Here is a 24,869-nt window from a genome sequence, read left to right on the forward strand (position 1 = left end):
GACCGCGGCGAAGATCGCCGAGGCCTTCGGGGTCCGGCTGCACGTCGTGACCGAGAACGGTGAGGACCTCGGGTACGGCCCCGCCGGGCGGCGGCCGGTCCGGATCGTCCGGACCTCCGCCGGGGAGTTCCTGGCGACACGCGAACTCGAGCCGAGGACGCCGACCAGGCCCGCGCCGGACCAGCCGGTGACGGGCCCGGTCGCCGAGACCGCCGAGATCACCGAAATCGTGGAGACCGAGCAGCCGAGGGAACTCGTCGCCTACGGCCTCACCGGCCGGACGACCTTCCAGCTCGGCACCGTCGAAACCGCGGAGATGACCGGAGCCGCCGGCCGCGTCGTCGGCACCGCCTTCCCCAGCAAGGCGGGCGACGCCCGGATCGCCGTCGCGTGGGCGAACTCGACCGTCCGCCGTCCGGTCGTCGAGTACAGCGTCCTGGGCAAGGTCGCCCCGAAGACCGAGGAGGAAAAGGCCGATCCGGCGAAGGTGAAGGCGCCTCCGTCGGTCAACCGGCCCGCTCCCTGGACGTCCAGGAACGTCGCCAAGCAGCCGATCTTTCTGTTCCTCCACTCCGGCCCCGACATGTTCCGGATCAAGGTGCGCGGGCGGATGCTGGCGGTGCGGGTCACCGGCGACGTCCTCGCCGAGGTGCTGCTCGCCGACCCGCGGTTCCGGGAGGCACTGAGGACGCGGCCGGAAGCGCCGATCGTGTTGCTGGCCTGCGAATCCGGCAAGCACAACCGGCCGGGTGGCGGCGGCTACGAGTTCCGCCGGGCGTTGCGGGACCAGGGCCACGAGCGGACGGTCTACGCGCCGACCGAGACGATCAACCTCGTCCAGTTCCTCGGCGCCGTCAACGTGAACGACGAAGGCGAGTTCGTCGAGATCGCCGAACACCCCGGCGCGGTGGACGAAACGGTCACCGAGGCGAACGTCCCGCCGGTCGGCGCCGTGGTCGCCTTCGCCAAGGGATCACGGGTCTTGGACGAGGACGCCCGCGCCGCGGCCGGGCGGTTCGCGACCTGGGTCCCGGCGGCGGCCGAGGCGATGTCGGCGCGGAATCCGGGGCAGCCCTCGCCCTGGATCCAGGTCACGGGTTACGGCAACGCGGTGGCCGGGCGGACCGGCACCGCGCTCGCCAGGGCGAACGCCGTCGCGTCCGCGCTGCGGCCGCTGCTGCCCGAACCGGCGGACGGCCAGGCACCCCTGGTGATCAAGTCCTCGGCCGCGGACCGGACCAGCCTGCCGCCGCTGGTCTCGGCCGACCCCGCGACGCGGCGGCGCTCGGTGACACTGGCGCTCGTCCAGCGGGACGACGACGTCCGCGCGGAACTCGGTCTCCTGCCGGAGGAGACGGTGACGTCCTGGTTGTCCCGCACCGCGGCGCGGCTCGGGGAGGACCCGGGGCTCTGGGCCACCTCGCCACTGGTCGCCCACCTCGACCAGTACCTGCCGCTGGGCACCTCGTCGCTCACCACGATCGTGATGCGGCTTTCGGTGGATCCCGGGACCCCGGCGCCCCGGCTGTCCCAGCTCGTCGGCGCGCGAGGCCACGTCTGGGTCGAGTTCGAGCTGCCGAGCGGGGTCAAGGAGTCGATCGGGTTCCACCGGCCGGCCGGCGAAGGCCCGGCCGTGCTTTTCGGCGACCCCGGCCACACCCCGGCCGTGAGCTACGAGGTGTGGATCTCGGCCGAAGGCGCGTTGCGTGCCCTGGACCACGCGCTGCGGAACCTGCGCACCCCGTTCCAGCCGCTGTCCTTCAACTCCCTGCATTTCGCCGCCGGGCTGTTCGAACGCGTCACCGGTACGCCCGCCCCGTCGGCGGGCTGGCTGGTGCGCGGGCCGGAGGAGTTCGGCAGGCGGCTGCGGGAGGCGGTCGGCGGCGTCGAAGAGCAGCCCGAGGTCCACCTTCTGGACGTCTACGCCACGCTGGGTTTCGCCAAGGGTTCGGACCTCGTCGACCAGAACGTCCACGGTGGGCTGGCCGGGTTCGTCCGTTCACTGGCCGAGGAACTGCGTACGCGGCCGCCCGCCGGACGGCGGATCGAGATCTTCGTGAAGCACGGGCAGGACACCGAGCTGGCGCGACGCCGGGGCGAGGCGCTGGAAGCCGCGCTGCGCGCCGCCTTCGCGACCGCGCCTGCCGACCACGGCATCTCCCTCGAACTCCTGCCGATCGTCGTCACCCACCAGCGGGACGACATGAACGCCGACGCGGTGACGATCGGGTACGCGCAGGAGGTGCCGGCGGAGACCGGGATCCCGTCCGGGCAGTCGGTCCAGCACTGGCTGAACGAGCGTGCGCGGCAGTCGCTGGTGGCCCAGCAGAGCAGCGTCGCCCAGCATCTTCGGACCTCCGGTCTGCCCGTGGCCCTGGACCGGATGCGGGTGCTGGGCGCGGACCGGCCGGTGTTTCGGTTCCAGGTGAAGACCCGGTCGCGGGAGGTGGCCGCCCAGTACACCGGCCACGCCTGGATCGAGATCGAGGACCCCTTCGGCAACGAAACGGTGATCGACTTCGCGCCGGACGTGACCCCCTCGCCGCCGTGGGCGCCGGTACCGGGCCGGGTCCATGTGGGACCGGTGCGGGACAAGCCCGTCACCTACAGCGCGCAGTACCTGGTGAGCGCGAAGGACGTCATCAGGGGACTGGAGCGGGTGCTCGCCATCGCCGGTGGCGAGTACCGGTTGACGAGCCAGAACTGCACGACCTTCGTGCGGGACGTGTACGAAGCGGTCTTCGGGGCGCCCGCCCCCAACGCGGGCCGCTGGGTCCAGGGACCGACCGACCTCGGACGCGCGCTCCGGGCGGGCGCGTCGCACATCACCGTCCGGCCGTCCGACGCGGCCTTCCCGTCCGGGCCCGCCCCGGCGGCCCCGGCGCGCCGTACCGATCCGGTGCCCGCCGCCGACATCGTCGCCGGATACCGGGCGGCCACCGCGGACCTCCCGCGTCTCCGCCTGTCCGGCGAGGACTTCGAGACCGCGCTCGCCGAGTTCTCCCGGCTGGCCGGCACCGGCACGCTCAAGCCGGGGCCCGCGCTGGACGACTCGCTGGACCGGCTGGACGCCGCGCTCGGTGACCTGGAGACCTGGGCGAAGGCCGCGGAATCGGCCGATGAGCGGTCCCGGCTCGGGCTGCTGTCGCGGCGGGTGCGGGCACTGGTCAACGACGCGGTGTTGCTGACCGCGCTGGCGCCGACGCGGGACACGACCCTGGAAGTTCTCACGCCGCAACGGTTGCGCGGCATGCTGACCCAGGTCGCCACGATCCTCCACAATAGACAGGACCCGTTCGCCGCCGCCGGTTCGCCGTGGCACGGCCTCGACTACGACCGGAACGCGCCGTTGCCGCGCAGGCTGGTCGAACTCGTGCTGATGGACACGCCGCCCGCGGTGGTCGCGGCCCTGCGCGGGGATCCGCTGTTCCAGGATCTGCTGCGCCGGCCGGAGGCACTGGCCGACGCGCTGTTCGCCGCCTCCGCCGGTTTCGGGCAGGCCTTCGCCGCCGCGGCGCTGGACGCGACCGCGGTCCCGCCGTCGGCCACCCTGACCAGGGTGGGCCGCGCGGTCGCCGAACGGCTGGGCGCGGCGCCGGACGTACTGGCCGAACTGGTGGCGATCGGGGCTCGCGGCCAGGAGCACACCGGCGCGTCCCGCGCGGAACTGCTGGCGCTGGCCGGTCGCTGGGGCACCGCGATGCGGACGCTCACCGGCTCCGGCGGCGGGCTGACGGCACTGGCGTTGCTGCTCGCCGCGCCGGTGCCCGCCGACCCGGAGGTTCGCCTCGTCGTCGGCGGCACGCCGCGTTCGGTGACCCGCCCGGCGGGCACACCGTGGACGCGCGAAGGCGCGACGCGGGATTGGTGGCAGACCGCGGATCCGGCGGTGACCGTCGACCATCGGATCGCGGATCCGGTGGCCCGCGAGGACATCGGCGCGCCGGAGCGGGCGACGGCCCCGGTGACCGTGCGGTCCGAGGACGGCGGGTTCAGCCGTTCGGGGCGGCCGTGGCGGGCGACGATCGGCTACGACCTGCGCCGGTTCACCGTCGAGCGCGCGGGCCGGGAACCCGTGCGGGTGCGGCTGCACACCGTCCGGCTGCGGCTGGACACCGCCGGCCAGTCCGAAGTGGACATCGCGAGCTTCAAGGCGCGCGTCGTGTCCGCAGTGGACACCTACTACAACCGGGGTTACCGGCTGCCCGGTGGCGAGCAACTGCTGGTGGAGGTCGAGTTCACCGACCGGGACGACGCGCACGGCCCGGTCTTCGTCACCGCCCCCGGCACGCCCGCCGACCAGCGGCACTGGCCCTCGGACGGGACCGGGGTCCAGTTCGCGCACGAGCTCGGGCACTTCCTCGGCCTGTACGACGAGTACTTCGCCGGCGAGAAGGGCGACGACGCGCCCGTCTTCCAGCACGTCGACGGCGCGGGCCGGGTCGCGACCGGGCTGGGGCTGATGACCGCGGCGGCGGTCACCGGCGACGTCGTCCTCGAACCACGCAACCTCCGGCTGCTGGCGGACCGGGCCCGCGCGCTCGTCGGCGACGATCCCCGGCCGGCGTACCGGCCGCCCCGGGGCACCGAGCGGGAGCCGGGCTACCTCGCTTCCGTGGCGGACGAACGGGAATTCCGCGCCCAGCCGGAAATGGAACCCTACCTGGCGCAGGTTTCCGGGCTCCTGAAGGAAAATCCGCATCTGGCGTCGACGGGCGAGGCGGAGCTGGCGGCCATCCGCGCGTACTCGCACACGCACTCCTCGGCCATCGACGACTACCTGGCGGGCCGGGAAAGCCCGGCACACGCGGCGTCGCTGACCCGGCTGCTGGCGTCGGCGGTGACCCGCTTCCCCGCTCGCCACACCGGGGTGGTGACCCGGGTCATGAGCCTGTCGGTGGCGGCGGGCAAGGAGCTGTTCAAGGCGGGGGAGCGGTACACCGACCGGGGCTTCTTCCGTGCCATGCAGGGCGAACGCAGGCTGTACGACAAGAAGGTGGTCGTCACCGCGCTGGTCCACGACGGCGCCTGCGTCGCCTCGGCGTCCAACCGCGTCAGCGAACGTGAGGTGCTGCTTCCGCCGGGGACCGAATTCGAGGTGCTCGCGGTCGAGGAGATCGGCGGCGAGCTGCACGTGAAGCTGCGGCAGACCGGGGTCACCCCCACCCGGATCGGCGCGCCGTTCACCGGTTTCCCCGGAGCGGGCCCCGCCGAGAACTATGTGGAGGACCTGCTCGCCCTGCGGCGGGTGGTCAGGAGCGCGGGAGAGCTGGCACCGGACTTGGCCGGCGGCGACACCCGTGCCCACCGCGACGAGATCGTGCGCGCCGGGAGACGGGCCGCGGCCACGGCCGTGCCCGCGGGCCGGATCACGGTGCACGCGTGGCGTTCGGCCGCCGAACTGGACGGGTACCGGAAGGGCCGGATCGTCACCGAACCGGGCGTGCTGCGCACCGGGGACGCTCCGGGCAACGTCGTGTTCGTCATCGGCGAAGCCCTCGTCGTGCTGGAGAACAACGAATCCGGCCGCCGGGTGCGGGCACTGCCGCCGGGTTCGGCCTTCGAGGTCGTCGAGGTCACCAGGGCGGCCGAGTGGTACCTGCCGACGGTGGTCCACCTCCGGCAGGCCGCCCCGGCCGCGGTGAACGCCCCGGCGGCGGTGCCCGCGCGGACGCGGACCGTGGCCGAACAGGCCGGAAAGGTCGTCGAAGTCCTCGCCAGGGGGCTGCGCGAGCGGAACGGCGATCTGCACCTGAACGCCGTCGAGGCCCTCGTCGAGCAGCACCCGGACCCCGGCTTGGTGTGGCACGCGGCGCTGAAGGCCCTCGCCGACGATCCGGAGCTGGCCGGGCAGGTCCGGACGATCACCTACCAGCGGCGAGAGGGCGACGGAGTCCGCTCGGTCGTGCTGCCGGACTCGGTGTGGGACCTGCTGGCGGTGCCGGGCGGGGCACTGGAGATCTCCGGGACCGAGATCACCGAGCCGGTCCGGATCGTGCCGCCCCCGTCGGCAGGCGCCTCCCTCACCGAAGCCTGGCGGCGGGACGCCGCGCGCTGGAACGAGATCCTCGACGAGGACGCGGACGGCCACCCCGGACCGGATCCGGCACGGCCGGCCCGGCCGGGGTTCCCCGCCACGAGGGGCGACGCGTGGGCGAACCTCCTCCGCGCGCGCCAGGAGCTGGACCGGGCGGAGGCGGCGCGCACCGCCCTGCTCTCGCGTTTCGCGCCGGGCGGCGCGGGAAGCGTCCAGGACGCCGGGCGCCTCGCGGACGTCGAAGCCACGCTCGACGCGGCGCAGGACCGGGTGGCCGTGGCGACGGCCGATCTGCACGCCTGGGGCAACGATGCGCGCCGGCTGGACCGGGCGTTCCGGCAGTGGCGCGCGGCCGCGTCGCTCGAACGCCCCCAGCTGCCCGGCGGCACCGACCGTCCACAAGGGAAGGACGGGAACGACGCCCTCGACCTCCGGCGCATCGAGTTCGACGCCGGGTCCGCGGCGCTGACCCCGGCGATGGAACGACGCCTCCGCGAGCTGGCCGACGCGATGGCGGAGCGGGCGCGGCTCGGCGGGGTGCTGGAGATCCAGGTCGTCGGCCGGGTCGGGAACAACCCGTCCTCCCCGGCGGCGGAACGTCGCGGGCGGGAAAGGCTCGCCACGGTCGAGCGCCGGATCAGGGAACTGCTGGCGGAACGCTCGGCGGGCGACGCCGTGACATTCGCCTCTTCGCTGACCGGTGCACCGCGCGGGCTGCTGGAGCGCCGCGGCACCCCGGCCTTCCGGACCCGCCGGACGGTGGACGTGACCGCACGGGCACACGATCCCCTCGACGAGGCCGACGGCACCGATCTCGACTCCGTCGACATCGTCGTTTCCGAGAACCACGACCTCGCCGACACCGACCGCGACAGCCACGTTGTGACGACCGGGCTCGACGAAGACGAGGACTACGCGTCGCCGGACGAGCTGGTCGCGGACCTGACCGGCGCGGCGCTGGCGGGGCCGGACCTCTTCGGACTGCTGAACCCTTCGGCGGCCCCGGAGTTCCTGGCGGGCCACGACTTCTCCGCGCTGGACACCGCCCGGTCGTTCGCCTTCTTCGACCGGCTGGACCTGGCCTCGGCCGAGGCGCCGACGGCGGCGAGGATGGATCCGGCGCTGCTGCCGGCCGACGCGGCCAGGGTGACCACGACCGAGCGGCCGGACGACGAGCTCGGGGAGTGGGCGCCCGGCGCCGTCGCGCCGTTGCCGAAGGTGACGGAGATGCCCTCGTCCCTGCACGCGGTCTGGCTGGGCGGACCGCTGAAACCGACCGGGGCGACCAAGGACTTCTGGGACAACTTCGGCGAGGCGGGCCGTGCGCACGGCCGGGACCGCCAGGTCGTGCTGTGGACCGATGTGCCGCGCGAGCGCTTCGACCGGGCGCGCACCACCCCGGTGCCCGCCGACGGCGTCGCCGATCCGCTCGCCGACGTCCGCGCGATGCTGGAATGGGCCCGTGCCAACGGTATCCGGCTGATCAATGTGGACGAGGTGTTCAACGCCGAGTCCCCGATGGACGCGCACGAGTTCTACCGGGCCGAGACGATCAAGCAGGCCGGTGCCGGATACCGCGCGGCGAGCGGCATCCTCCGGATGGAGATCCTCCGGCGGTTCGGCGGTGTCTACACCGACGGTGACAGCGAGGTCGGCGCGCACTGGGAGTTCGCGGCGCCCGCCGCGTCCCCGTCGGCGTTCGGCGTCCTCGGGGACTCGGCCTTCGCGCTGCCGAAGGGACACCCGTTCGCACGGCTCTATCTGGACGAGATCCGCGCCCACCACGAGAAGTCCGCCGAGGACCTGCTCTCGTCCCAGCTTTCCGCCGCGATCGGGGCCGCGGGCAACGGGGCGACCTCGGTCTCGCTCCGTACCGGAACCGGGGTGCTCGCCGGGCTCGCCGCGAAACTGGGCTACCCGAACGGAATCGCGGACTATCCGCCGATTTCCGGTATCACCGCGAAGAGCGGATCCGCGCCGCGCCCGCCCGCCGGGGACACCACGCCGAAGCCGCACGGCAGGGCGGCCACCGCCGAGCTGGCCAAGAAGGTCGTGCAGACCCTGGTGCGGGAGCTGCGCGACCGTGCCGGTGACCTGCACCTGACGCTGGTCGAGGAGGCGGTGCGCCGTCATTCGCGCCCGGACCTGGTCTGGACCGCCGTGCTGCGCTTCCTCGCCGCCCGCCCCGAACTCGCGTCGCGGGTCCGTACCCTCACCGACGGCTGGGAAGCCTCCGGGACACGGCACGACGTCGTCCTGCCCGCCGACGCCCGCGCCCTGCTCACGGTCACCACCGGCACGGAACGTTCCGTGCTGGGCGAGTACCAGCGTGTGGCCACCCTCTCGGCCACGACGGGATTCCGCGCGGCGACGGTGTCCGGTGGTGACGGCCGGTACCTGGTGCGGACCGACTTCGTCGTCGCCGTCACCGACCTCGAGGCACGGCTCGCCGAGCTGACGGCACAGCTGGCCGGGCAGATGTTCGAGCATCCCGTCCCGCCGCCCCCGGACGAGACGGTCCAGGACGTTCAGGACGACATCGCCCGGCTCACCGGCGAAATCGACGCCCTCCGCGCGGAGACCGGAACGCTGCGGGCGTCGCTGTCCGGCAGCGACGTGGCGCTCCGGGCGGCGGCGCTGGCGCGGGCGGCGGGCGCGGCGACCGCGCGGGTGCCCGGCCCCGACATCGGTTACCTGCTGGCGAAGGCCGAGTGGGACCACGACGACGCCGCGGCCATGCGAACCGTGACGGCGGACTTGCTCACCACGGCCGAGGAACGGCTGGTTTCCGCGCTGCGGAGCCGGATCGAGCGGCGTGCCCGGCTCTTCGAGCTCGAATCCCGGCAGCGGCGGGTCACCTGGGCGGCCAGGGAAGGCAAGCTGGTGCTCCCGGAGGCGATCGCCGGCCCGGCTCCGGTGGCGAACGCGAAGGCGGCCGCGCTCGCGGACGAGTTCGTGCGGCTGCGCGGCAGGCTGGCCGCCCTGCGGGCCGAGCTCGCCGACCTGGACGCCTGGACCTACGGCGTTTTCGACCACCGGCCGGATCCGCGGCTCCGGACCGATGACCCCTTGCCGTGGCAGCGAGACTTCGTACCGGCCGAAAGCGTGCACCCGGCCGGCACGGGGGACCCGTCCCGGCTGCTGGCTCGCAGGCGGTGGCAGGTGGCGCGCGAGGCGCTGCTCGCCCAGGGCCACTCGCTCCCGGACGTGGAGCGGTTCGCGACCGAGCTGCACACGCTCACCCTGGGCGAACGGGCCGCCCAGGGCCCGGAGGTGCTGGGCTCCGGCGTCGACGTCCGGCGGATCCGGGTTCCGCTGTACGACGTGTCCGCCGGTACCCCGGTGCACCAGGGCGACCGGGAGATCACCGAAGTCACCGTGAAGCTCTCGGTGATCCCGCTGTTCGGTGTGCTGCCCGCCGAGGCCGCTCGCGCCTGGGAACTGCTCACCGAGGCGCAGGACCTGATCAACGCGGGCTACCTGCTGCCGGACGGATCGCGGTTCCGGCTGGAGATCGACGACCTGACACCCCCGCCGGCGTTCACCTTCACCGTGGGCGACGCCGTCGATCCCGGCCGGCTGGACCGGCATCTCACCAGCACGCTGACGGCCGACGACGTCGCCAGGCAGCTGCTCGGCCTGCTCGGGGTGACGGTCGAGGGGCAGGGCCGCTTCGAGCTGGACGCCGCGCACACCGCCCGGCTCGGCCAGTCGCTGCCCCTGCCGAGGAAGGCGCCCGCGCCGACGTTCCTGTCCGGTAAGCCACGGCGGACCGAGCGCACGGCGGAGATCGTCCACCACGTGAACCCGGCCGATCCGGGTCAGCAGCACCAGCAGCGGACCGAGCTCGCCGACTTCGCGAGTGAACTGGCCCGTCAGGTCAGGAGACTGCGCACGCTGAACCGGGCGATGCCCGTCGTCCGGATCGTGGTGGGCAGCGGTGATCCGGCGGAACAGGCCCTGCTGGGCCAATTGCTGCGGGACGAGGTCCGGCGCAGGCTGGCCGACCCCGTCGGCGCCGAGCCGTTCACCCTCGCCGATCCCGACGATCCCGCGATGCGCCCGGTGAAGGATCACTACCAGTTCTTCGTCGACTGGGATCCGGACGGCGCGCCCGCCCCCGCCGAGCGGATCCCTTCCGGCACCAGGGAAGAGGAGCCCGACGAGTCTTCCGCCGTCCCGGTGGGGCAGCCGGTGAAACCGGTGAAGCCCGGCTGGATCACCCGTGAGCGCATGCGGGTGCTGGACGACGAGACCTGGGCCCACAGCACGGCCACCGCCGCGGACGACGAAGCCGCCTGGTCCACTTTGGACGATCCGGTGCGCCCGTGGGAGTGGGCACACCTGCGGGCGAACGCGCACGTCGTGACGGTGGACGGGGAGACGCGGAGCCCGGGGATGCGGACGCACGGGAACGCCGGCCCGTCCGCGTCGTTGCCGTGGGTCGGCGGTCCGGTGGCCTACGACCTGCGGCGGATGCGGGTGCGGGGCCGGTGGGTGCAGGAGTACACCATCCGCCTGCGGCTCTCCGGTGGTACACCGGAGGACCACGACCGGCTCGCCCGCCGCACCCGGCGCGGCGTGGACGCGCTGTTCAACCACCGGCATCGCCTGCCCAGCGGCGACCAGCTGCACGTGCGGGTCGAGTTCGTGGCGCCCGGCGCGGACGCGCACGCCACCATCACGGTGGTCGGCACCGGCCGGGCCAACCAGCTCACCTGGCCGCTGGACTCCAGCCAGCGATCGCTCGCGCACGAGACCGGCCACTTCCTGGGCATCGACGACCAGTACCGCGCGGTCCACACCGAGGTGGTTTCCTGGGCGCACCGGGACCGTGATCCGGCGCTGCGTCCGCATCGGGTGGTCCGGCCGGTGGAACCCGGGACGACGAAGGCGCGGGATACCGCGCCGCTGCTCAACCACCTGCACGACGACCACGGTCTGTACGCGGAGAAGGAACACGATCCGGGTGTGCTGGTTCCGCCCCGCGACCTCTGGCGGATCGAGCGGGTGGCGCGCGGCTACGCCGCCGTCCGGGACTCCGGCGAACCGAACGACCTGGTATCCGACGACACCGCACCGGTCGACACGGACACGGACACGGATTCGGACACGGACACGGACGCGGGCTCGGTCACCGGTCCCGCGCCGCTGACCCCGGGCGAGCTGGACCGGCTGGTCGACTCGATGCTGGACGTCGCGGTGCACCTGGACGGGAACTCGGGGATCTGGCTCGCCGACCCCGCGACGGACGTGACCACGCTGGAACTGCAGGAGAACATCGTCCTGGGCCTTCCGGCGGACGGCGCGTTCTTCTCCGTGATCGCGCACGTCGGGGCCGGCGGCGTCCCGGAGTTCCTCGGCCACCCGATCACCCCGCAGGTGATGACCGCGCTGCTGGCGCGCCTGCACGCCGAGGGCAGGTGGGCGGGGGACCGGCCGCTGCGATTCGTGTCCTGCGGTCTCGGCGCTCTCGCTCCCGGTGAGTACGTGCCCGAGGTGCTGCGCCAGGTCTCCTTCGCGACCGGGATCGTGACCGAGGCGTACGCGCCCAACACCCTGGTGTGGGGCACGCCGAACCGGAGTGGTCCGGGCGCCTCGCATCACCTCGTGGTGGCGAGCCGGCTCGGTTTCGGTCTCGACGGCAGGCCGATCATCAGCGACGACGGCCGCTGGCTGCGCTTCACGCTCGACGGGCACACGGGAGACGTCACCGGGCCGGAGGAGTTCGACGGCTACACGGCCGTCGAACACGACGGCACGGTGACCTTCGGCCCGTCGCCCGCCGGGTACCGCGTCATGGACGCGGAGGCGGGCAAACGCGCTATCAGGCGGCTCGACCCCGACTCCGTGCCGTTCGGTGTGCCGACGTCGTTCCGCGCGGCGGCGGTGTCCGGCGGGGACGGCCGCCCGCTGACCGAGACCGATCTGAAGGTGGCCATCACCGACACCGCGGCCCGGCTGGACGGTGTGGCGCAGGCGCTGGCGGGCCGGTCGTTCGCGATCCCCCGGCAGCAGGTGACGCGCCAGGCGATCGACGACGTGCGCGACGACCTCGACCAGGTCACCGGCGAAATCGACGACACGCGGGTGTACCTCGCCTCCCTCGCCGACGAGCTGGCCATCCGGAAGCGAGCTCTGGTCAAGGCCGAGCGCGCCGGACTCGCGGCCGCCGCGGCCGAACGGATCGACGGGAACACGCCCACCCGATTCCGGGAAACGAGCGAAGCGGACCGCGAGAACGCCGCCAGGGCCCACGCCGAGCTGGCCCGCGAAATCGCCGACGTGGAGGACGCGCTCGCCGGCCTGATCCGGCGCCGGATCGACCTGCGGACGAAGTTGTCCGGTCTCGAAACCGAGCAGCGGCGGGACGCCACCGCGTCGCTGGAACAGCTGTACCAGCCGCCGTCCGGCGTGGGAGCCGACGACGTGACACCGCCGACCGGATCGGCCACGGAACTCGAACTCGCCGCCGAGCTCGTGCGGCTGCGCGGCAGGCTCGACGCCCTGCGGGCCGAACTCGCCGAGGTGACCGCGTCTTCCTCGCCCGGCCAGGAAACCTGGCACCGGCCGCTTCCGCGTCCCGCCGGGACGGCGCCCGCGCTGCCGGATCCCGCGCGGCGGGACGTCGCGCGCGTGGAGACCGTGCGCCTTTCCGGCGGCGTGGACTCGGTGCGGTCGCGGGCGGCGAAGCGCTGGCAGGCCACCCATGACGAACTGACGGCACGGGGAGTCCCGGACGCCGATGCCCGCGCCGAGGCCACCAGGGTGTACCGGTTCACCATGACCGAGGCCGCGGCCGGGCACGTCGAGGTCCTGGGACCGAAGGCCGACGTGCGGCGGATGCGCGTGCCGGTGTCCCGGCGGGCCGCGGGGTACGACGATCCGGACCGGCACTGGGTCACCGAGGTCACCCTCCACATCGGACTGACGGAGCTGCCGGGCGCGGCACCGTCCGGGCTCGAAGGGCTCCGGCGGCGGGTCGGGGCCGCCCTGGACCTGATCAACCGCGGTTACCGGCTGCGGAACCGGTCGCGGTTCGTCCTGCGGGTCGTCGAGGACGACGAGTCCCCGGAGTTCACCTTCACCGTGGGTGACCCGGTGACCGAGTGGGAACCGGACCGGCACCTGACCACCACGGCGACGGCGGACGAGATCGCCGGGCAGCTGCTCGGCCTGCTCGGGGTGACGGTCACCGACGTGGCGGGCGCCGGGCTCGACGCCGGGCACTGCGACCGGCTCGACACCCTGCTGAACGCACCGGTGAAGTCCGTGGCGCCGACGTTCTTCTCCGGGACACCGCGGCGGGTCGCGGCCCGGCCCGAACTCGTCCACGACCTCGCCTCGGACACCGTCGGCCAGGCGCGACGGGAACAGGCCCGCCTCGAAGAGTTCGTGCACGAGCTGGCGCGGCACGCCCGGTCGCGGCACGCGGCGAACCGAGCGATGCCGGTCGTCACCCTGGTGGTCGCCGGTGATCGCGAGCACCTGGAAGAAACGCTGCTGGCGGCCGTGCGCGGCGAGCTGACGGACCTCGACGTCCCCGCACCGCTGACCTTCGCCGAGCCCGACCCCACACTGGTCGCCCCGGAGAACCATGTCCAGTTCTTCGTCGACTGGGTTCCGGACGGCCCGGCGGCGCCGGTCGAGCGGACCCCGCCCGGCCGCCCGGAGGAGGACTTCGAGGAGGATCCCGGGAAGAACCCGGTGCCCGCCGGGACGGCGGCGGCCTTCGTCCCCGGCGCCCTTACGCGGCAAGGCGCGCGGGTGCTGGACGACGAGACCTGGGCGCACAGCCAGGCCACGCACTCCGGCCAGGACGCCGGATGGACGAAGCTGACCGCGCCGGTGCCGCCGTGGCAGTGGCAGAACCTGCGCCGGGGCGCGCATTTCGTGACGGTGGACCAGGAAGTCCGCTACCCCGCCATGCGGATCGCGGAAAGCGTGCGGGTCCACGGCCCGGTCGAGTACATCAGCGGTCAGATTTCCTATGAGCTGCGCCGGATCAAGGTGCGGGGCCGGTGGGTGCAGGAGTACACGGTCCGGCTGCGCCTCGCGAGCGACTCGGTGGACGAGACCGCCCTCGCCCGGCTCCGGCGTCGTGCCCGGCTCGGCGTGGCTTCGCTGTTCAACAACCGGTACCGGCTGCCCAGCGGCGACCAGTTGCACGTGCGGCTCGAATTCCCCGGCGCGATGGCGGACGTGCACGCCGTCATCGACGTGCTGCCGACGGACCGGGAAAACCAGCTGGAGTGGTCGGCGGACTCCGACCTGCGCAGGCTCGCGCACGAGGTCGGGCACTTCCTCGGCATCGCGGACCAGTACCGGATGGTGCGGGACGAGGCCGGGTCCTTCGCGCACCAGGACCGCGATCCGGTGCTGCGGCCGCACCGGGTGACCCGGCCCACCGAACCGGGGCAGACCGGGAAGAAGGAAACCGAGCCGCTGCGCAACCGGGTGCGCGAAGACCGTGGTCTCTACGCCGAGCAGGCGGACGAATCCGGCGTGTTCGTTCCGCCGCGCGACCTGTGGAAGATCGAGCGGACGGCGCGCGGCTACGCCGCGGTGCGGGACTCCGGCGAGCCGAACGATCCCCAGCCGTCCGGCTCCGACGCGGCGGTTCCGGAGGAGACCGCGATCGCCGGGCAGGACCGGTCCCCGCACGAGCGCACGGCGTTCCTCGCCTCGATCCTGGAGGTCGCCGTCCCCCTCCCCGGCAACTCCGGGATCTGGCTCGCCGATCCCGGAACCGACGTGACCACGTTGGAGCTTCAGGAAAAGATCGTGCACGGGCTGCCGTCCGACAACCACTTCTTCACCGTGGTCGCGCACGTCGGCCCCTCCGGGATGCCGGAGTTCCTCGGCAGGCCCATCACCCCGGAGGTGATGGCGGACCTGCTGACCCACCTGCACGCCGACAACGTGTGGTCGTCGACGAGCCGGGCACTGCGCTTCGTCTCCTGTGGCCTCGGCGCGGACTTCGGCGAGTACGTCCCCGATGTGCTGCGGGACCTCGAAGTGGAGGACGTCTGCTCCGCCTACGCGGCGAACACCAGGGTCTGGGGAGTGCCGAACCTGAGTGGCCGGGGCGAAAACACCTACGACCTCGTCGTGGCCGGTCAGGTCGGCTACGACGCCCAGGGCAGGCCGGTCGTCACCGGCGACGGGCAGTGGGTGCAGATCGTCCTCGACGAAGACGGCGACGCCCTGCCGGTGGAATACGGTAACCACCTGGCGGTCGGGGAGGACGGCAGGCTGACCACGCCGGATCTCCGGGGCTACGAGATCGTGGACGACGAGCAGGAGATCGTACGGCTCCTGCCCGGCTCCCTGCCCTTCGGCACGGACACCCGTCCTCCCGAGGCGGACGCGTTCGCCCGGCGATACCGCGAAGTCTTCGAAAGGTTTCCGAACCTGGCGTCCGGTGAGCTCGGCGCGGTTCTGGACCAGCTGTCGCGGCTGGCCGAGGGAGGCCGCCTGGAAAGCCACCTCGGCGCGGTGCTCGGCACGACCGAGATCCCGGCCGAGGTCGCGGACGCGCTGGAGCGGATCGACCGGAACCTGGAAAACCTCGCCGACCCGGAAACCCGGGCGAAGGTGCGGGCGCTGGTGAACGACGCGGTGCTGGCGGCGTCGCTGGTGCCGACGCGGGAGCACGACGTCCCGGACAACTCCCGGCTCCGCTGGAAGACGGTGCGCGATCGCCGGGTCGTCCAGCCGCTGACCGTCGACCGTCTCCGGCAGGTGCTCGGCGACCTCGCCGTGAACCTCGAGGCGGGCCGCGATCCGTTCACCCACGGCCAGTCGGCCGTACAGGGGATCGACTACCCGCCCGGCCAGGCGCTTCCGAGGCGTCTGGCACTGCTGGGGCTGACGAACCTCACCGTCGCCGGTCGTTCCACCCTGCAGAACGACACGCTGTTCCGGACCCTGCTGGACAGTCCCGCCGCGCTGACCGAATCCCTGTTCGCGGCCACCGGCCACGACGAACAGCACTTCATGAACACCTGCGGGGCGGCGGCCACCAACACCGACGTGCGCTCCCTCGTGCCGACCGTGGCGGGACTGCTGATGGTCGGGCGCGGCGTGGTCGAACGGGTCGAGAGCCAGCTGGCGGCGGCATCGCCGGAGCAGCTGGCCAGGCGCGATCGCCGGTGGGGCAGGTCGGTCGGTGACCTGGCGCGCAAACGTGTCGCCGACGCCAAGGAACTCTTCGCGGCCATCGAGGCGCGGGCGACGCGGCTCGCGGCGCAGGAAGCCCCCGGCGGGCCCAGCCATCGCGCGGCGTGGGCGGAACTCACCACCCGGTGGGGCCGCACCATGCAGAAACTCGCCGCGGTGATCTGGCTCAACCGTGGCGACGGATCGTCGGTCCCGGTGCTGACCAGGAAGATCGTGCCGGGGGCCTGGGAACTGAGCGTTCCGTTGCTGCTCCCGGTGGCGCTGGACCGGCCGGACCGGCGCACGGCCGGGATGGAGGACATCCCGTTCCGCGACAGCGCGTTCCAGACCATCACGTCCATGCCGCGAGAGCGATACCGCGGCGAGCAGTGGTCGGAGCCCGAGACGGAGATTTCGGGCCACCTCGCGACGTCCGTCGGCGAGTTCTGGGAGCGGATCCGGTCCGGCACCGGCATCCGGGTCAGCACGACCGGGCACGAGATGGTCCTCAAGGCGGTCGAGTACGGCGGCGAGCGGATGTTCGTGGTCGGCGACCCGAAGAAGTCCTCCTTCGACTATCTGACCGCCGACCAGTTCGTCCGCTGGGCGGCGCGCCTCGGTCTCCTGGCCGGAAAGCACGCGCGGGAGGACCGGCCGATCCGGGTGCCCTCCGTGCCCGGCCCCGCGACGGCACCGGCCGAAACGGCGGTCGTCGAAAACGAGTCCGTGGCCGAGGAGGCTCCCGCCGAACCGGTCACGGAGGTGGCCGACGCCGTGCTGGCCGGCGCGACCCGGTTCGGGAACGGCTCCGGGATCTGGCTCGACGACCCGGCGGCCGACGCGACCGTGCGGGCTCGGCAACGGAACGTCGTCGAAAGCCTCCACGAGGATCAGCGGTTCTACACGGTGGTCGCGCACACCGGGCCCGACGGGACGCCGTGGTTCCAGGGCCGGGCGGTCACGCCCGAGGTGATGATCGCGCTCCTGGCCCGCCTCGCCGGCGAAGGGGCGTGGACGAACGGCAGGCCCCTGCGGTTCGTCGCGTGTGGACTGGGTACGCCGGGGATCCAGGGCTACGTGTCCACGGTGCTGCACGGGCTCGCGGACCGGGGGATCATCGCCGAGGCCTACGCGGGGGACACGGCGGTCTGGGCCACTCCCGGCCGAAGTGGCCGGACCGGGCCGCACGAACTGGTGGTGGCGAGCCGGATCGGCTTCGACAGGGGCGGCCTGCCCGCCGTCGTCGACGACGGCCGATGGCTGCGGTTCCGGTTCACCGGGGGCGGGCACACCGAGCTCGAGGTGACCGAGCACGGCGCGTACCTCGTCGTCGGGACGGACGATCCGCCGCTGTTCCGGCAGGCGCCGGGCGGCTTCGAGGTCGTGCCGACGGCCGGGGGGTTGCAGGTCGACCTGCTCATTCCCGACTCGATGCCGTTCGGGCCAGGAGAGGAGACCGGCGTCGGCCTACCGGAAACCGCGCAGGCGAACCTGGACACCTTCGCGGGGATGGTCACCGCCGAGCCGGCACCGCCACCGGTGGAGGTGCGTGGCCGGAGCGGTGATGCGCGGCTGGCGGCGATCGTCGGGTACCTGCGGTCGCTGTTCTCCCGGCACGGCGCGCGCGACGAGGTCCGGGTCCGGGTGATGGCCACCGGCGCGGAACCGGGCGTCCTGGTGTCCACGACCGTCCCCGCGACCGTTTCCGAGGACGGCGAAACGACGCGGCGGCCCCCAACGCCGCGCGCGCCCCGGGAATCCGGCGAGCGGCCGTCGGCGGGGGACGGGCCGCGCAAGTCCCGCCCGACCAGATCGCGGGCGGATTCGGTGTTCGACGTGCTGGTGCCGACGGCGAACGCGACGGCCGCGAAAACGGTGCTCACGGTCGCGCTCGGCGGGAACCGCGGGATCAGGCCGGACGATCCGCGCCTGGCCGGGATCGTCGGCGGTTTCCCTGCGGACGACCGGTTCTTCACCTTCCTCGCGCACGGTGACGTGCACGGCTCGCCCGTACACGGCGATTCCGGGAGCACGCCGCTGAGCCCGTCCGAGGTGGCCGGGATGCTGGTGCGGGCCAAGGACGACGGCCTGTGGGACGGCGTGAAGCCGGTGATGTTCGCGTCCTGCAACGCCGGGAGAGGCGGTCCGAAGTCGTTCGCGGCCCAGGTGCTGGCCGAGTTGCGGGCACGGGGCATCGACGTGGCGGCCGTCGCCCCGGACGGCCCGGTGTACCTCGTGCCCGACGCGGCCGATCCGGACCGGCCCGGCAGGCTCGTGGTGACCGGGCAGCTGGGGGTCGACGCGGCGGGCAGGCCGGTCGTGGCACCGAACGGGAACTGGGTGCACCTCACCGGTTCCCGGGGCGGCGCGCGTCCGATCGGCGCGCACATCGTGGTGGAGGACCGGGAGGACTGGCGCACGGACGACCGCACCGAAAACCTCGTGGCCGGTCTGGACCGGGCCGCGCGGCTCGCCGCCGAGGATTCCTCCGTGGTGCGGGACGAAGTCCACTTCGACGAGGGCAGCAAGGAACTTTCCGCGAACGCCGAGTCCACAGTGGAGCGTCTGGCACGGCGCGTGGTGGCGGCCGCGGCGCGGCGGCGTGCCCGCGGGCTACCGGCTCCGGTGGTGACCGTCGAGGGGTTCGGCAACGGGTCCCTGACGGGAATCGGGCAGGCCGCGCGGTCGGGGAAGGCACGCGCCGAAGCGACCGCGGCGGCGATGCGCGCGGCCGTCGCCCGCGAACTGACCCGGCTGGGGGCCGACGCCGGAGTGCTGCCCCCGGCCAACATCCGGGTCGTCCCCCAGCCGGTGGACGCGGGTCTTCGCCGGGTGCCGGACGGAATGACCGCGCGGCAGGCCCGTCGCCGCGCGGTGCTCACGGTGGATCTCAACCCGGCGTGGACCTCGCCGGAGCCGCCGGTGATCGCCCTGGAACCGATCGCCGAGGACCACCTCGATCCCGGGCGCGCGGCGCGGGCACCGGGCCTGGCCGGCCGGGACGTGGAGCCGGACACCGAAGTGGTGCCGGTCCCGGCGGTGATCGTCACGGCGGAGGAGGACGACGATCTGGCTTCGGAGTCGTCGTCGGTGCCGAAGATGATCATCACGACGGCGGAGAACTCCTCGCCGGACGGATCCCTGGCGCTGGAAGCCGATCCGGCGGACGCGGGGGAGCTGGTGTTCCTGGCGACCCCGGGCGTCGTGGCCGCGGCGAACGCCCGGCTGGCCCTGCTGGGCAGTGGCGTCCGGCTGGAGGCGGGCCCGGTGGGGCCGGACGGGCGGCAGCGGGTGCGTGTGCTCCGCACCGACGGCACTCCGCTGTCCCGGGGCGTGGTGGGGCCCGCGGACGTCGCGAAGGCGGTCATCGGGGGACAACCGCGGCAGACGGTGTTACGCGGTGCGAACGGTGGTTTCGCGACGATGCCGGGTTTTGTCTCCGAACGCGTCGACGGCAGTCGCGCGCTGGCGAAGGCCCTGGTGACTGCGGCGACCGAAGGCGACGTCCGGCTTTCGCCGTCGAAGGCCGTCGCGCACATCTCCCAGGCCGAGCTGACGAACGACGAGGCGTTTCCCGAGTACCGCGAGAACCGGCACAAGCCGGTCGTCGCGAACCTGATGGACGAGGCGGCGAAGCGGCTGGGCGTGGCCGAACACGCCGTCGCCAAGGTCGGCGAAACGTATGTACTGGCGCCCATCGGAGAAAAGCGCCGCGGCGTCAACCTCAACCAGTACTTCGGACCCGTGGTCGCGGAGAGCGCGGACGGCCGGAGCAGACTGATCGTCGAGGTCGACCCGGCCGACGCGGGCGTGCTGCGGTTGCGGCTGCTCGGGGACGGCGCGGGCGAGAGCTTCCACGAGATCTACACGACCGGCGACGAACCCGTCTTCACCGACGCGCTGACGATGGTGATGACCGGGCACGAGGTCATCGGCCGGTTCACCGTCGAGTTCGACCAGGGCTCGGCGCGACCGGGGCAGGTGACGACCGGGGCCGGCAAGCTGCGGACGCTCGAAGTCGACGGGGAACCGGTGGTGGCGCGGCGGTTGCTGGAGCCGGACTACTACGCCAAGGTGCTGAACAGCCTGGACGAGAACGACGCCCGCGCGGGCGAGCTCGATCGGCTCGGCAGTGTCGTCGCCGCGGACGGGCAGCTCGAATCCCTCGTCAGACGAGCCGTCGCGCTCGCGCGGTGGCGGGCCGCCGAGGGAATCGCGCCGCCGGTGCTGCGGGTGACGAGCCGTCCGGGGAACAGTCCGTTCGCCCGCGCGGCGGAGGTGGGCGCACGCCGCGGCGACGCGGTCGCCGACCGGCTGCGTGAGCTGATCGGGAAGCGCCTCGCCGAGCTGGGCGAGACACGGCTGTCGGTGCGGGACTTCGTGATCGTGACCGAGACGGCGGCCGATTCCGGCCGCCGGGGACTGTTCGAGTTCCCGGTCGGCGAGACCGCGGCCCGGGCGCGCCGCAGGGTCACCGTCACCCTGGACGCCGGCACCCACCCTCCACTGTCCACTGTGGAGACCAAGAGGGGACGCGAGAGGACACCGGACACCGTCACCACACCGGCGGTCACCGGCGGTCCGGGGACGTATTCGACGCTGCGGCCGCTCGCGATCCGCCGGAACCAGTCCGAACTGTCGTCGAAATCGTCGATCAGCGTCAACTCCGTCGAGGTCACCTACCCGTACCCGGGCAAGGTGCTGAACCGCGACGTCCTGTACTTCGACCAGCGCAGGATGCTGGCCTTCCACGGCCTGGAAGCGGTGCTGGTCGAGGGGAACACCCCGCACGACGCGTTCCGCGAGGCGATCCTGGCCAGCCTGCCGGACCGGGCGCTGCGCGAGCAGGCCCGGATCGCCGCGCGGCTCGAGGAGTTCACGCGGACCCACCCCGGCAGCACCGACCTGGAAGAGATCGCGAGGGGCGCGGGCGTGCGGGTGCACGTGCTCAACCAGGACGGCACCTGGACCAGTTACGGCCCCGAGACGGGTCGGCCGGTGCACATCCTGCGGGCGGACGGGGAAGGGGCCGGCACCTACCTCGGCACCAAGGAGAACGTCCACATCGGACGCCCGAAGGTGAGCTACCCCGGCTCCACGGTGCTGCGGAGCGGCACCGAACGCAAGGTGGTGCACCGAGGGGAGTTCGAGATCGAGTCGGTCAAGGGGCGGCACTACGTCCGGCTCTACACCGCGGTCCTGTCGCCCGCCGAACGCGGCAAGGAGTTCAAGGACGTGCACCAGGACGCCGACGGCGGGGTCGTGCCCTTCAGCGGCCAGGGCCGGGAGGGGGCGAAGGTCTTCTGGGTCGGCGGGGGACGGCCGCTGCGGGCGGTGCAGTGGCTGTCGAAGTACGAGACCGACGTCAACCTCAAGCCCGGGATCCCGCCGGTGCTGCGGTCGTTCCTGGTGCCGCTCGAAACGTTCCTGCGCGCGAGTACCCAAGCCACCGTCGAGACCGAGGCCGAGGGCAACAGCCTTTCGATGAACGTCGACCAGAACGGGGACACCAACCAGTTCGGCGTGCGGGGAATCGACTTCGAGGCGCTGCAGAAGACCGCGCTCGCGGGTTCGCTGGTCACCTACACCAAGGCCGGGCACGAGGACACGATGCCGGAGGTCGCGGGCCGCCAGGAGTACCTCAGCGATCTCTACGCCCGGCTCGGCCTGCGCCCGGACTTCGACTCCGCCGCGCTGGGCCGCGAATTCGACCCGTGGTTCACCTGGTCCGCCGACGACCGCAAGTACTTCCGCAACGACCCGGCCGGGCTGCGGAGCATGGCGAGGAAGCTCGGCAACCACTACCACACCTGGAAGAAGTCGCCCGACGCGTTCTTCGCCCCGGTCGCCGACAGCATCCCCAAGGACGGGGACGGCGCGGAGGACACGACACCGGACACCCCGCTGCGGCGCGCCGAGGACATGAACGTCTTCCTCAACACCTACGGCCCTGGCAGCGGGCCCGTCCAGCAGCTCGCCGACGGGATCGGCGCGGCGGTCGACCAGGCGGCCAGGACGCACGGAGGCAACGGGATCCGGGTCAGCCCGAAGGAGTTCAAGGAAGCCGTGCTGCAGCCGATCAAGGACTGCCTGAACCCGCCGCAGACGGTGCTGGGCGAGATACTCAAGGGGTTCGGCCCGGCCGGCGCGATGCGGACCGACAACCTCGAGAACCTCCGTCTGGCGTTGAGGGCGCATCCGCGGATCGCGGAAAGGATGGCGGACATCGTCACCGAGGCGGTGTCCGGCAGTCTGGTGAACCAGCTCGGCGCCGCCATGCCCGCCGGAGTGGCCGGGAGACAGATCCTCGATACCCTGCGCCGGTCGGTGCGGGGCCGGGTCGAGAGCCTGGCCGAGGAGTACCCGGATCGCGAAGCCTGGGGAGACGTGCTGAACAAGCTGGCGAAGGCGAAGCGCGGTTATCTCAGTGGTCCGCGCGGGGACGCCTTCGTCAAGGGCATCATCGACGACTTCTGCGCCGACGCCGAAATCAAGAAGCTGTTCGCCAAGCCGCAGGTGACGATCGCGCCGGAGACCTTCGCCGAGCAGATCAGGACCAAGGTGGTGCCGAAGGCGCTGCGGGTGATCGCGAAGCGGGAACTCATCGGTGTCGACGCCGGAACCCTGCGCGAAATCTTCACGAAGGCGCAGGACGAGGTCGCCGAAGCGCTGGTCAAGGAACTGGCACGCAAGAACGTCGGAAAACTCGCCGATCCGGAATTCCGCAAGAAGTTCTCGGCCGAGGTCGGCGTGGCGGCGCGGAAGCCGGAGCTGCTCGCGACGGCCACCTTCACCAAGGTGAGCGAGGAAGAGGCCGACAGGTTCATGGACCTCGTGCCGGAGTACGCGACGCAGGCCGAGATCGGGGCGACCATCGCCATCGACGAACGCCGGATCAAGGTCGACTTCAACACCCGTGAATCCGTGCTCGTCGACGACGCCATCGAAGGCGAACCGTTCGAGAACGAGTTCGGGAACTGGCGCGAGAAGCACGTCTTCGGCTACACACAGAAACACGATCCGGACACCCTCGCGTGGCACCGGACCGTCGGCGAAGGTCTGGTGCGGACGATCGCGACGCAGCTGGCGGCGCCGCATGATCGGTCCGCGAAGACGATTCTCGCCGAGCTGGTGTCCAGAGTGGACGAAAAGGTCGCCGACCCGCACGAGCGGCTGGCCAGGAAGTTCGCGGAGACGGTCAAGAAACAACAGGACGGCCGTCCCGGCCGGGCGCCGGGCGTGACGGGCCAGAACACCTTCGGCGAGCATGCCCAGATGGTGCTCAACCAGTACCTGAAGATCACCGCGGGGCACGAGGAGGCGTCCCGTTTCGTGTCGAGGGAAGCGATCGTGAAGGCGATTCTCTTCCACGACATGGAGAAGGTGAACTCCAAGAACCAGTACGGAGACGCGCAGGTCACGCACGACAACGAGCCGGAGCACCGCGGCGCCGTCCAGCAGATGCGACGGCACGAGGGCCTGTGGTCGAACAGCCGGGACTTCATGCTGGCCCGCCGGATCGTCGACTCGGATCCGTTCGGCTACTACTTCCGCGAAATCGGCATGGACAAGAAGAGCGAGGGCAAGAAGGGCGCCGCCAGGAAAGGCGCGGGAAAGGTGCCCGCGGAGACGGAGGCCACCGAAAAGCGAGGGCTGGACAAGAAGGGCGTCTACGACTTCGTCCGCGGGTTGGCCTTCGCGGCGAAACTGCCGGACGGCAGCCCGCCGAGTGCCGCCGACGTGCGGAACCTGTTCCGCGACTTCCACCAGTACTACCAGGCGGACTTCTCCTCCTACAGCGAGCAGGCGAAGTTCGTCGACGACGAAACCGGGAACGTGGAGAAGGGCTTCGACAAACTGACCGGGATGGAGGTCGTGGACGGCGAGCACGTGCTGCTGCCCGAGGAACACCGTCTCGCCTATTCGTCCGCCGCCAGTGGAGACGCGAAGTCGTACGAAAAGAAGTACCGGGAGCTCGCCCAGCTGTTCGATGACGCGGTCGAGGCCGAGCGGCAGCTGTACACCGACGACGAGTACTCGACCGACCGCGGCTCCCTGCTGTCGAGCCGGTCGACGACGAACTCGGCCGGCGACTCCACGGAGGAACGGAACGACGGCAAGGACAAGGGCAAGGGCAAGGCCACCGGATCGGTCGCGGCCTCCGGGGTGGACACCCGGGACGGACTGGACGACCTCCGGGAGATCGTGGAGGAGTTCGTCGACCCGTGGCACTCCCGGCCGCTGGACGTCTCCGGACTGCTCCGGCTTCTCGAAGCCGACGCACACGACCGCACCGAGCCGATCCCCGAACCGGTCGTGGACCACGAGACGTTCCCGGGGACCAGGAGCCAGGCGCTGACGGCCCTGCTCCGGGCACGCCATGACCTGAGCGAGGCCGAAAGGGAGCTGCGGGCCCAGCGGAACCGGCAGACCGCCCGCCAGGGAGGTTCCCGCGCCACCGAAGGGCTGACCGGCGCGCAGGCCAGGGTGGCCGAAGCCCGGCGGAGGGCCGCGCGGGCGGCGGCCGGCTTCCTGGCCTGGGGTAACGATCCGGATCGGCTGGACGCGTACTTCGCCGAGTGGCTCATGGACACCTAGCGGCCGCCGCCGGCGCGCCGTGCGGGGAGGTGACCGGAACTGCGGGTGGTTCTGCCACCTGTCCTGCGTGGTG

1 protein-coding gene (only partly in view) is annotated in these 24,869 nt (G+C 72.4%); it reads left to right on the top strand.

Annotated elements, in window-relative coordinates; translation table 11 throughout:
- On the top strand, positions 1-24,796 hold the 3' portion of the coding sequence (locus ABD987_RS41895) for a preprotein translocase subunit SecA (RefSeq protein WP_345408090.1). 12,485 nt of this gene lie to the left of the window's left edge; the window shows 24,796 of its 37,281 coding nt (coding positions 12,486-37,281); its start codon lies beyond the left edge, outside the window; the stop codon is at positions 24,794-24,796.
- The last annotated feature ends 73 nt before the right edge of the window (positions 24,797-24,869 follow it).

The sequence above is a fragment of the Amycolatopsis samaneae genome, assembly GCF_039541975.1.
Taxonomy (GTDB): Bacteria; Actinomycetota; Actinomycetes; order Mycobacteriales; family Pseudonocardiaceae; genus Amycolatopsis; species Amycolatopsis samaneae.